Genomic DNA, 11,086 nt, shown 5'->3' with positions numbered 1-11,086 from the left:
ATGCCGTAGGCGAAGTTGGTTTTGAACCAGTCAGCGGGGGTGCTGAAGGGCTCGGCCAGGCCCAGCTTGTGCATGAGCACCACGGCCCGCCGGTCGCCGGTGTGATCGGCGGGGCGGTCCATGAGGTGGGCCATGCCCTCCTCCGTGGCGTAGGTGGTAAAGCCCTCGTCCATCCACGCGTAGTCGGCCTCGTTGCTGCCGAGGGCGGAGTAATACCACATGTGTGCGAACTCGTGCACCGTGGTACCCAGGACAGAGCGGTAGCTGCTCTTTTCCTCGAAGGCCGGCCCATCGTAGCTGCTGACGACCGTAAACATGGGGTACTCCATGCCGCCGTCGCCCCCCTGCGCCACGGTCATCTGTGGGTACGCGTAGTCACCGTATTCCTGGCTGAAAAACCGGGTCAGTTCTGGCATGTCCTTTTTAAGCGGGCGCCACTGCTTGGCCACGTTCGGCTTGTAGAGGATGTGATGCGTGGTGCCGTCCGCCGTCACCTTGTCGTGGACGTAGTCCGGATCGGCCGACCACGCGAAGTTGTGTACGTTCTCCGCGGTGAAGTGCCAGGTGAGCGAGTCGGTATCCGGCAGGCCGTCCGACGGCCGCCAGGTGCCGTCGCCCTCAATGTCGTAGCCGTGGCCGATCTCCTCGGGGTTCTGCAGGACGCCCGTGGCGCCAATCGTGTACTCGGTGGGAAGGGTAATCTCGACGTCAAACTCACCGTAGGGCGCGTAGTACTCGCGGTTGACGTAGAAATTGGCGTGCCAGCCCCGCTCGTCGTATTCCGCCATCTTGGGGTACCACTGTGTCATCGTGTAGTCGATGCTGTCGCCCCGGCTGTTGCGCCCGCTGCGCCGCGTCTGCAGGGGCACCTGCGAGCGGTAGTTCATGACGAACGTGGTGGACTCGCCCGGCACAATGGGATCGGCGAGGTCCACCCGCATCACGGTGTCGTGTACCTCGTAGGAGACCGCCTCCCCGTCCTGGGTCAGCGACTGGATCTTGTACCATCCTTGTTCGTCGGGCGCCAGATTGAAGATGCGTGGCACGGTGCGCCCATCCGGGTCGGGAAGCTGCCGGTTTCGCTCCGCGAACATGGACTCAGGCTGGAAGGCATTGAAGTAGAGGTGGTAGTAGACCGTGCGAAGCGTGTCCGGGGAGTTGTTGGTGTAGGTGAGCCGCTGATGCCCGTCCACGCGATGCGTCTCGGTGTTCAGACGAATGTCCATCTCGTAATCCACGTGTTGCTGCCACTGGCTCGGCGACTGTCCGAGGGCGACCGGGACGCACAGAAGAACAGCGGCGACGAAGGAGGCAAGGCGAGCGACCATCGAATGGGGGAACAGGTGGGAGAAAGCAAGCAGGAAGGACCTCTGCTACCGAGTCTATCGTTCTGCACAACGCGCTGAATGTTTCTCGCCCGATCCGCAAAAAGGCGAGGATTCTCGGTCCCTTCCGAATCACGAATCGGACCGCGGCGTTCGGCGACACGAAGGCTTCCGCCGTCTTTTTCAACACCTTTCTTCTCTGCGATGACCAAGGCCGACCTCATTGACCAGATCGCCGATGGGACGGGTCTCACCAAAATCGAGACCCGCGCCGTCGTCGAGGGCTTCATGACCGTCGTTCGGCGGGCCATGAAGGACGGAGAGCGCATCGAGCTTCGTGGATTCGGGGTCTTCGAGGTTCAGCATCGAGCCCCACGGACAGGGCGGAATCCCCAGACCAACGAGCCCGTCGAGATTGAGGAACGGTACAAGCCGACCTTCCGGCCCTCCGAAAAGCTGCGCGAGGCTGTGGACGCCTCCCACAAATCGGATACGGAATCGTCGGATACGGAATCGAACTCGTCCTAGCGGTTTCCTCTTCGTTGTTCTTGCCGGCTATCTCTCTCCCGCGTGATGCCCGATTCTCCTCGTACCTGTCCCTCCTGTGGCGCACACGTCCCTGCGGACTCTGACCAGTGCGACCTTTGTGGAACCGCTGTCTCCCCTGCACCCGAGGACGCGGATTCCTCGGACGACGGTGCCGAAGAGGGAGGGGGCGACGCAAACTCCGAGTCTCAGGACTCGGAACCGGAGCCGGAGGAGGGCCCGAGCGTATTCTGCAATCAGTGTGGATGGGAAAACCCGCCCGGTGCCCGTTACTGCAGTCAGTGCGGGGCCGAGCTGCAGGATCTCTCGGACGCCTCCCCCGCAGGCACGCGTCCAGTAACGGCCGACCTTCCGCAGGGGACGGAGGAGGACACGACGACAGACGCCGAACCGGCCGCGGAACCCGACGAGCAGGCTGCGATGGGTCGGCAAATTGCACTGGTTGTGGGAGGGGCACTCGCCCTGGTACTGGTTCTGTTCTTCGCGACACAGTGGAGCGCCCAGTACGAGTGGGGCGGCGGTGAGTCGTCCTCGGACACGCCCTCCGCGCAGGCAACGCCGAGTGGAGGGGGCGCCGCGTCCTCGGGCGAGTCTTCTGGTCGACCCCGGTCAACGAGGGGGACGGAGGGACAGGTCACCGACCTCCGGACGCTGGTCGACCAGACGGCGAGCCCGCCCAGCGGCGCGATGGCCGGTCGCATCGACTCTCTCCGGACCCGAATCGATCAGGCATCGGGGCAGGAAATACAACGACTGCGGACCAAACTGACGAACCTCCTCATCGGCGCGGGGCAACCCGGTCGGGCGGCCCTAGTGCAGAAGAAAATCGCGGAGACAACGGGAACCGTAGAGGCACGCCGTCGCACCGCAGACCTCCTGTACCGCTGGATGCAGAAGCTTCAGAACCGAGGACAGCGGAAGCAAATCTCTCAGGTCGCCCGGCACGCCGCTCAGGCGTACAAGGCCGTTACCGAGGAGCGTCCCGATGATCTCGATGCCCGGACTCGGATGGGAGAAGCGTACCTCCTTACGAACAACCCGATGCGGGGCATTAAAGCCATTAATGCGGTGCTCGACGACGACTCGACCTTTGTGCCCGCCCGGTTCCAGAAGGGCCTCGCGCTCCTTCAAATCAACCGGGTCAAACAGGCCAAGCAGCAGTTCAGGAAGGCGAAGCAGTACGCCGACAAGGAGTCGCCATTCTATCAGCAGGCCACCCGGGCCCTGAAGGTCATCAAGAAGCGTCAGGCAAAATCGTCGGGAGGCCGTTCTCCGGAACAGAGTGCCAATCCGCCGTCCTAAGGCAGGCCAGGGCCTGCGAGGAAGGGCACTATTCTTTCTCAATCTCAAGGACGAGCCCGTCTGCGTCCCGTACAAAGAGACGTCCCTTCGTTTCTTCGTAGGCGTGATCGGCCGCGTCGAGGCGCGAGCGCAGGGAGTGCCACTCCCGTGACGAAAACGAAAATCCGAGGTGATGGATGCCTCCCCGACCCGGCACAGACGGATGCTTCATTTCCGACATCTCGATCAGTTCAACGACCTCCCGGTCCCGATCATCAGTGAGCATCGCTCGCTTTCGGCCATTCCGCACCGGATCATCCTCCACGGTTCGGAGCGAGAGCCCGATCAGATCCACGTAGAAGGAGATGGCCTCATCGAGGTCGGTCGTCATGATCGAGGCATGGTCCAGTCGCACGTCGAGCGAGACGTCGTCGCCCGGAACGGAGGGGGAAACGTCTGTGTCCATGGAACGTCGGGATGGATTGCAACAGGGAGTGTCCGTGCATTCAGGAGGAGGCCGGCGCAGGCTCCGGTGAGGACTGGAACGCCGAGGCGTCAATGTCGAGGCGCTTCATTTTTTTGTACAGTCCCTGTCGGGTTAGGCCGAGCACATCGGCCGAGGCCGTCACCTGCCCGTCACAGGCCCGTAGCACGCGCTCGATCACCGACTTTTCCGTGCGGGACAGCACGTCGTTGAGGGTCTGGTCGGGCTGCAGAATGGCGTCCAGGTTCTCCTCGGTGGTCCGGGAGGATTCGGAGTACTTCGCCTCCTCGACGATGGTGTCGAGAAGAATATCAGTGTCGATGGTGGGGGCCGGCTCGCTCTGAACGTGCACCAGCGCACGCTCGATCTCGTTGCGGAGCTGGCGCACGTTGCCGGGCCAGTTGTAGCGAAGCAGGGCCTCCATCGCCGGCTGCGTGATCGAGACCAGGGCCGAATCGGCCGGGCTGAGCGCGTCCAAAAAGTGGCGGACGAGAAGGGAAATGTCGGCGCGGCGCTCGCGGAGGGGCGGCACGTGAAGTGAAATCACACGCAGGCGGTCCCGGAGGGCGCGCCGGAAGCGGTTCTCCTGGACGCGGGCGTCGAGATCGGCCGTCGTTGTGGCCACGATGCGGACGTCCACGGGCTCGGGAGCGGTGCTTCCCGCGGGCGTCACTTCCCCCGCATCGAGCAGGTGGAGAAGCGACGATTGAAGCGGACGTGGCAGGGCCTCCACGTCTTCGATGACAAGAGTTCCCCCGTCGGCAGCGTGTACGGCGCCGGGCCGCCGCGTGCCGTCACCCTCGACGATCCCAAACAGTCGGGCCTCGAGGGGCTCTTCGGTCTGGGTTGGGTCGCAGGAGATCACCTCCATCGGTCCATCGACCCGCTCGCTCGTCGCATGAACGGCCCGGGCCACGAGACGCTTGCCGGCCCCGCTCTCGCCCGTCACGAGCGCAGGGCTGTGGCTCGGCTGAATCTGCCGGATCGTGTCGGCCACTGCCTGCATCTCGCGGCTCTCCGCCACAAATCCGTCGACAACGGCAGTAGGGTCGACTGTCGACCGGGACAGGGCCACCTGTGCCTGTTGGGAAGAGGATGAGCGGTCCGGGGGCGGGGCTCTTCCGTTGGAGGGAGGTCCGCTAGAAAGGGCGGGAACGGAACGGTCTTCGGAGTCGCCCGCGAGGGCCTTCCGCGCACGCTGATGGTTGACGTGGTGGCCCGTCTCCTGGGCAACGCGACGGGCCCGTCGCAGCCACGATTCGGCGTCGTCGACGTGGTCCTGTTCGAAGAAAATCTTCCCATACAGCAGGGCGATGCTGGACCGCTGAAGGTCCGGCTGGCGGGGGAGGGCGTGTTCGAAGCTGTCGTCGAGCACTGCTAGCGCCCGACTGTGGTCTCCGCGACACAGAGCCACCCGGGCCCGGAGCACCTGGAGGGGTGTGTTCACTGACGAGTTGTCCGGCAGGAAGGCCTCGGCGTCATCGAGGACATCGAAGGCCTCCGGCCGGTCCTTCTGCCGACCGAGCGCTCCGGCGCGCGCCCGTAGAACTCGGAGGAATAGGTCGGTGGCGGCGCGGTCTTCCGGCCGGAGCAAAGATGTGGCCGCCTCGGCGGCGTCGAGGATACTGGAGGGAGCCGCTCCACGATCGTGCCGGAGGAGGGCGGTGTGAGCCGCAGCATGCCCGCGCACCCGGCGACCGGTCCAGTCTTCAGCAATCGAACGGAGGGCCTGCACGTGCTCTTCCGCCCGCTCGTACTGCCCAGCAATCCGGAGGGCCGGGATGCGGAGTTCGTGAAGCCACCGCCTGGCCTGAGTATCCTGAAGACGATCGAGAAGCTCCGCCGCGTCGTCGAGCACGCGGCGCATGAGCCCGTATTCCTCAAGGGCGTAGTAGGCGCGTGCTCGTCCGAGGAGGGCCCAGCATCGCCCCACCGGGTCACAGATGGAAGCGAAGAGCTCCTGGCTCCCCTTCAGCAGGTGAAGGGCCCAGGATGCCTCATCGATCGTCTCGGAACGGCGAGCATTGACCCAGCCGCGCCAGAGAGCCACCTCGGCCCGCACGCAGGTGCACGAGTCGGCCACCTCCTCCACGGGCGGCAGCAGTTCAAGGGCGGGATCGAGATGATCGCGGTGCATCACCTCGACACGGGCCATCAATCCACGGAGCAGAATCTGCCCCGTGTTGGCGGCCGGCGCCGTCACCGAGTCGAGTAACGGCTCCACCATGTCCGCCACGTCCTCTGCCCGCCCATCGGCGAGGAGCGTGGTGGCCATCGCTATGGTGCGTGCGTGTCTCATTGTGGAATTTCGAATTGCGAATGTCGAATGATCGCGTGTCGAACGACAAATTCGAAACTCGCCATTCGACATTCGAAATTGCTTACATGAAGCCGAGTTCAAGGCGAGCCTCTTCGGACATCATCTGCGGGGAGAACGGCGGCTCGAACGTCATCTCCAGGTTGACGCTCTCCACGCCTTCCGTCTCCCGCACGGCGTCCTCGGCCTGCCCTGGCAGCACGCCCGCCGCGGGACAATTCGGGGCCGTAAGGGTCATGAGCACGTCTGCGTGTCCGTCGTCGCTGATCTCCAAATGGTAGATCAGCCCGAGGTCATAGATGTTGACGGGAATCTCCGGGTCGTAAATTTCGCGCAGCGACTCGACGACCCGTTCGTACAGATCGTCGTCCGGTGTGTCCTGCACGTGATCCGGAATCGTTTCCGGAAGCTCAATGTCCGACTGTTCTTTGTCGTCGGGGATGTCGGCGGCTCCGCCTCCGCCCCCGGGCATGCCGCCCATTCCGCCCATTCCGCCGGGCATGGCGCCTCCTGAAGGAGTCATGGCTGTGTTGGGAATTGTAGGTTGGTCTGCCGTAAATTTCGTGTCTCCGTAGCGGGGAGTGCAGATCGTTGTGCCGCGCGCATCTCGCGTTGCGTATTTCGTAGGTCCGACCGCACCACGCAATACGCACTACGCAATACGGCTCAAAAGACAAAACGTGTGCACAGGACCGCCTTTCACGGAAGACGAAGCTGGCGTCAATTACGAGTGGCCCGGGCGCGCTCCTGCACCTCTTCGATCATGGCCTTGAGCCCGTTGTTGCGCTGGGAGCTCAGATGATCGTGGAGGCCAATGTCGTCGAGAAACTCGAAGTCGGCATCCGCGATTGCGTCGGGCGGCTGTTCGTCGAGCACTCGGATGATGAGGGCGGCCAGTCCCTTCGTAATTTTGGCGTTGCTGTCGCCTCGAAACCGTAGTGCCCGATCCTCATCGTTGAACTCGGTCTCGATCCAGACGTCCGACTGACATCCGTGAATGTAGTTTTCCTCAGTCTTCTTCTCCTCGTCGAGCAGCGGAATGTCGTCGCCAAGCTCAATGAGGTACTCGTACCGGCTCATCCAATCGTCAAACAGCGAAAACTCGTCGACGATCTGTTGAGCGCGGTCCGAGACGGTATTCGTTGCAGGCATACCTTCAGGTACAGGGGTTTGAATGCGTGACGGTCCTTACGTGAAGTTTAAATGCACGTGCATCCTTACACACGTCCACACTTCTACACGTTTCAGCCGAACATGTGGCGCACTTTCTGGAGACCGTCGATGAGGTGGTCCACGTCCTCGCGGGTGTTGTAGGCCGCAAACGAGGCACGAATGGTGCCAGGAAGGCCGTAGCGCTCCAGAAGCGGCTGTGTGCAGTGATGCCCCGTGCGGACGGCCACACCCTCACGGTCGAGCACCGTTCCGGCGTCGTAGGGGTGAATGTCGTCGAAGACGAAGGAGAGGACGCTCGTTTTGTCAGGCGCCGTTCCGACGATGCGGACGCCCTCCACCGCCTCCAGTTGCTCGGTTGCGTACTCCAGAACAGCCTCCTCGTGGGCCTGCACGGCGTCCCAGTCCAGGTCCATAATGTACTCGGCGGCCGTGCCAAGCCCAATCGCGTCGGCAATGTTCGGCGTGCCGGCCTCAAACTTGTGGGGCAGGTCGTCGTAGGTCGTCTCTTCGAAGGAGACCCGGTCGATCATGTCGCCGCCGCCCTGATACGGGGGCATGGCCTCCAAGTGCTCGCGCTTGCCGAAACACACGCCGATGCCCGTGGGCCCGAACATCTTGTGCCCCGAGAAGACGAAGAAGTCGGCATCGAGCGCCTGCACATCGACCGGCAGGTGTGGGGCGGATTGTGCCCCGTCCACGACGACTGGCACATCCTCCGCGTGCGCCACATCGATGATGTCCTCCATCGGATTGATGGTGCCCAGGGTGTTGGAGACGTGACTGATGGCCATCAGCGCCGTGTCGTCGGTCAGCATCCCCGGAAGGAGGTCCATCCGCAGCTCGCCACGGTCTGTGACGGGCAGCACCTCGATCGAGGCCCCTACCTGTTCGGCGAGCATCTGCCAGGGGACAATGTTGGAGTGGTGCTCCATCTCCGTGAGGAGGATTTCATCGCCCTCCTCCACCGCCATGCGCCCAAACGTGGAGGACACGAGGTTGAGCCCCTCCGTCGTACCGCGTGTGAAGATGATCTGGTCGGGATCCGGCGCGTTGAGGAACCGCGCGAGAGACTTCCGGGCTTCCTCATACTCCTCCGTCGCGTCCTGACTGAGCCGGTGCACGCCGCGGTGCACATTACTGTTCTCATCGCGGTAGAACCGGTCCAGCCGTTCGATCACCGGAGTCGGCTTCTGCGAGGTCGCCGCGTTGTCGAGGTACGCGAGTGGCGTGTCCTCGTATACGTCCTGTGCCAACGCGGGAAAGTCTGCGCGGAGCGCCTCAACGTTGAACGAGGCCGTCTCGGGGGTGGGATGCGTCGTCGCAGGCATGGGGGTTCAGGCTTGGAAGCATGGAGGCATGGAGGCACAAGTGCTGTGGCCTCCATTCATCCACGCATCTGTGCCTCCGTGCGTTATGAGAAGTAGCTAGCGAAGCGCTGTCGAATCTTCTCGGTGACGTAGTCGCGGAGCGGGTCGACCCTGTACTCACTCAGGACCTCATCGCAAAAAGCCTGGAGCATGAGAATGTGGGCGCGGCGCTCCGACAGGCCGCGGGAACGGAGATAAAAGACGCCCTCCTCGTCCACCTGGCCGGTCGTGGCGCCGTGACTGCAGACCACGTCGTCGGCGTAAATCTCCAGCTCCGGCTTGGTGTAAATTTGCGCGTCCTTCGTCAGGACGATCGTGTCGTTCTGCTGGTAGGCGTCGATCCGCTGTGAGCCGCGAGTCACCAGCACCTTGCCGTTGAAGACAGCGGTCGACTCGTCGTTGAGGACGTGCTTGTAGAGTTCGTTGCTGTTGCAGTCCGGCTGCACGTGGTCCATCTGGGTGTGATTGTCCACGTGCATCTCGTCCTTTCCGATACAGAGGCCGTACATGTTCGACTCGCAAAAGGAGCCGTCCGCCTCGATGTTTGCGTTGTTGCGGACGACCTCACCGCTGAAGGTGATCGTGTTGGTCGAGCATACGCTGTCGTCCTTCTGCTGCCCGGCGCGGGTGTGTACTTGCGAGGCCGACGATCCCTCATCCTGAACGAGGTAGTGCTCCATGTTGGCTCGCTCGCCGACGAAGAACTCGCTCACGGTGTTCGTGAACGTGTGGGCATCGGTCAATGAGTGCTGGGCCTCGACGATCGTGGCAATGGCGCCGTCCTCCACCACAAACAGGTGGCGCGGCTGTAGGAAGAGGTCCTCCTGACCGGCCGTCACGTGGAGGAAGAAGATCGGCTTCTTCACGACGGTGCCGGACGGCACGTAGACGAACGCGCCGTCCTGCACAAATGCCGTGTTGAGGGCGGTGAGCGCCTCGTTCTCAAAGTCGGCGTACTTGCCGTAATGCTTCTCCACGACGCTGGGATGCTCGGCGCCAGCCTCCGCAAGACCACTCACGACGACCCCCGATGGCAGGTCGTCGATGTCGGAGAGCGACTCGTCGACCCGACCGTTCACGAGCACGACGCGGTGCGCGTCCATCTCGTCGATCGTGAACGGGGCAATGTCGCTCGGGTCGACCGACGGAATCTCCGGAGCGAGGGGGAGGGTGTACGGCCGGTCGATGATCTTCGAGATGTTCGTGTACTTCCAGGCCTCCAGATTATTGTCTGGGATGCCGAGCTGTGCAAACCGCTCGATGGCGTCCTCGCGCTGCTGTGCGATTGAGGCGTTCGTTCCGTTGAGGGCCTGGCCATGATTCACCTTGAAGGCCGAGATGAACCGGTCCTCAGGGCGAACGTCGGTGTCGAGTGCGGTAGTCATGAGTTTGGTAGGGAGTCCGGTGTGGAAGGAGGAGTGGGGAGGGAAGGGAGTTGGAACCGGGACTTATGCCGCGGCCATTGCCTCCTCTCGAATCCACTCGTACCCGTGCTCCTCAAGCGTCTCGGCAAGATCCTTGTCGCCGGAGCGCGCAATCTGACCGTCCATCATGACGTGCACACGGTCCGGAACGATGTACTGCAGGATGCGCTCGTAGTGGGTGATAACCAGAAATCCTCGGTCACCGTCGCGAAGCTTGTTCACCCCATCGGCAACGCTCTGGAGCGCGTCGATGTCGAGCCCGGAGTCCGTTTCGTCGAGAATGGCGAGACGAGGCTCCAGCATGGCGAGCTGGAAAATCTCGTTGCGCTTCTTCTCGCCACCGGAAAAGCCCTCGTTGACCGACCGCTTCGTAAGGTCGGCGTCCAGGCCCAGCATGTCAGCCCGCTTGCGCATCTGCTGTAGAAACTCAGTGGAGGAGAGTTCCTCTTGCCCGCGCGCCTCACGGACGGAGTTGACCGCTTCCTTCAAGAAGTTCGTCATGCTCACGCCGGGAAGCTCCACCGGGTACTGGAAGGCCAGAAAGATACCCTCCTCGGCGCGCTCTTCAGGTTCGAGTTCGAGAAGATCTTCGCCGTCGTAGCGGATTTCGCCCTCGAGCACCTCATATTCCTCGCGGCCTGCGAGCACCGCTGCGAGTGTACTTTTCCCGGAGCCGTTCGGGCCCATGAGGGCGTGGAGTTCGCCCGTGTCGAGCGTGAGGTCTACGCCGTTCAGGATTTCAAGGTCATCCTCATCTTCGACGCCAACGTGGAGATTTTCGATCTCTAGAAGTGCCATGTTCGGTGTAGGTGTGTAAATGTGTGTGCGCATGCGGAAATGAGAGATGTGGACGGTTAGAGGGTACGGAGGAGAGACAGAATCTCGTCCACCTCCGCTCCTCCGAGCCGCTATCCGTCCACACCGGGTAACTAGCCGACGCTGCCCTCCAACTCAATGTCGAGAAGCTCCTTCGCCTCCACGGCAAACTCCATCGGCAGCTCCTGCAGGACCTCCTGGCAGAAGCCGTTCACGATCAACTTCAGGGCCTCCTCCTCTCCGAGGCCACGCTGGTGGCAGTAGAACATCTGGTCCTCGCCCACCTTCGACGTTGTCGCCTCGTGCTCAATCTGAGCCGAGGGGTTGTTGCTCTCGATGTAGGGGTAGGTGTG

11 protein-coding genes are annotated in these 11,086 nt (G+C 62.7%); 2 read left to right on the top strand and 9 right to left on the bottom strand.

Annotated elements, in window-relative coordinates; genetic code table 11:
- Positions 1-1,328, bottom strand: a 1,328-nt coding sequence (locus ABEL04_RS01775; protein ID WP_375800657.1) for a M1 family metallopeptidase, incomplete at its 3' end; no start/stop codon positions are given.
- Positions 1,329-1,529: 201 nt separating this feature from the next.
- Between ABEL04_RS01775 and ABEL04_RS01770 the strand changes: the two genes are divergently transcribed.
- Positions 1,530-1,853: an HU family DNA-binding protein gene (locus ABEL04_RS01770; protein WP_375800656.1), complete on the top strand. Its 324-nt coding sequence runs from the start codon at positions 1,530-1,532 to the stop codon at positions 1,851-1,853.
- Between the two features lie 45 nt (positions 1,854-1,898).
- Positions 1,899-3,173 (top strand): zinc-ribbon domain-containing protein, encoded by a 1,275-nt coding sequence (locus ABEL04_RS01765; protein WP_375800655.1) that lies wholly within the window; start codon positions 1,899-1,901, stop codon positions 3,171-3,173.
- Between the two features lie 28 nt (positions 3,174-3,201).
- On the opposite strand, the gene ABEL04_RS01760 is transcribed toward ABEL04_RS01765, so the two are convergent.
- The 8 genes from ABEL04_RS01760 to ABEL04_RS01725 form a co-directional block, all read right to left on the bottom strand.
- On the bottom strand, positions 3,202-3,618 hold the full coding sequence (locus ABEL04_RS01760; protein ID WP_375800654.1) for a VOC family protein: 417 nt from the start codon (positions 3,616-3,618) through the stop codon (positions 3,202-3,204).
- A 40-nt stretch (positions 3,619-3,658) separates the two neighbouring features.
- Positions 3,659-5,911 carry a sigma 54-interacting transcriptional regulator gene (locus tag ABEL04_RS01755; protein WP_375800653.1) on the bottom strand — a complete coding sequence of 751 codons (2,253 nt, stop codon included), beginning with the start codon at positions 5,909-5,911 and terminating at the stop codon, positions 3,659-3,661.
- A 106-nt stretch (positions 5,912-6,017) separates the two neighbouring features.
- Positions 6,018-6,425 (bottom strand): SUF system Fe-S cluster assembly protein, encoded by a 408-nt coding sequence (locus tag ABEL04_RS01750; RefSeq protein ID WP_375800658.1) that lies wholly within the window; start codon positions 6,423-6,425, stop codon positions 6,018-6,020.
- 248 nt (positions 6,426-6,673) lie between these two features.
- Positions 6,674-7,105 (bottom strand): SufE family protein, encoded by a 432-nt coding sequence (locus ABEL04_RS01745; RefSeq protein WP_375800652.1) that lies wholly within the window; start codon positions 7,103-7,105, stop codon positions 6,674-6,676.
- A gap of 92 nt (positions 7,106-7,197) precedes the next feature.
- Positions 7,198-8,454 (bottom strand): aminotransferase class V-fold PLP-dependent enzyme, encoded by a 1,257-nt coding sequence (locus ABEL04_RS01740; RefSeq protein WP_375800651.1) that lies wholly within the window; start codon positions 8,452-8,454, stop codon positions 7,198-7,200.
- A gap of 83 nt (positions 8,455-8,537) precedes the next feature.
- Positions 8,538-9,878 (bottom strand): Fe-S cluster assembly protein SufD, encoded by a 1,341-nt coding sequence (gene sufD / locus ABEL04_RS01735; protein ID WP_375800650.1) that lies wholly within the window; start codon positions 9,876-9,878, stop codon positions 8,538-8,540.
- A gap of 63 nt (positions 9,879-9,941) precedes the next feature.
- Positions 9,942-10,715: a Fe-S cluster assembly ATPase SufC gene (sufC, locus tag ABEL04_RS01730; protein ID WP_375800649.1), complete on the bottom strand. Its 774-nt coding sequence runs from the start codon at positions 10,713-10,715 to the stop codon at positions 9,942-9,944.
- Between the two features lie 131 nt (positions 10,716-10,846).
- A partial coding sequence (locus ABEL04_RS01725; protein ID WP_375800648.1) for a SufD family Fe-S cluster assembly protein occupies positions 10,847-11,086 on the bottom strand: 240 nt, incomplete at its 5' end.

This window comes from Salinibacter sp. (genome assembly GCF_042218895.1).
Classification (GTDB): domain Bacteria; phylum Bacteroidota; class Rhodothermia; order Rhodothermales; family Salinibacteraceae; genus Salinibacter.
This window is presented reverse-complemented; position numbering and strand designations above follow the sequence as displayed.

Coding starts and splice junctions, on each gene's coding strand:
- ABEL04_RS01770 (WP_375800656.1), top strand. CDS start 1,530: ATGACCAAGGCCGACCTCATTGACCAGATCGCCGATGGGACGGGTCTC.
- ABEL04_RS01765 (WP_375800655.1), top strand. CDS start 1,899: ATGCCCGATTCTCCTCGTACCTGTCCCTCCTGTGGCGCACACGTCCCT.
- ABEL04_RS01760 (WP_375800654.1), bottom strand. CDS start 3,618: ATGGACACAGACGTTTCCCCCTCCGTTCCGGGCGACGACGTCTCGCTC.
- ABEL04_RS01755 (WP_375800653.1), bottom strand. CDS start 5,911: ATGGCCACCACGCTCCTCGCCGATGGGCGGGCAGAGGACGTGGCGGAC.
- ABEL04_RS01750 (WP_375800658.1), bottom strand. CDS start 6,425: ATGCCCGGGGGCGGAGGCGGAGCCGCCGACATCCCCGACGACAAAGAA.
- ABEL04_RS01745 (WP_375800652.1), bottom strand. CDS start 7,105: ATGCCTGCAACGAATACCGTCTCGGACCGCGCTCAACAGATCGTCGAC.
- ABEL04_RS01740 (WP_375800651.1), bottom strand. CDS start 8,454: ATGCCTGCGACGACGCATCCCACCCCCGAGACGGCCTCGTTCAACGTT.
- sufD (WP_375800650.1), bottom strand. CDS start 9,878: ATGACTACCGCACTCGACACCGACGTTCGCCCTGAGGACCGGTTCATC.
- sufC (WP_375800649.1), bottom strand. CDS start 10,715: ATGGCACTTCTAGAGATCGAAAATCTCCACGTTGGCGTCGAAGATGAG.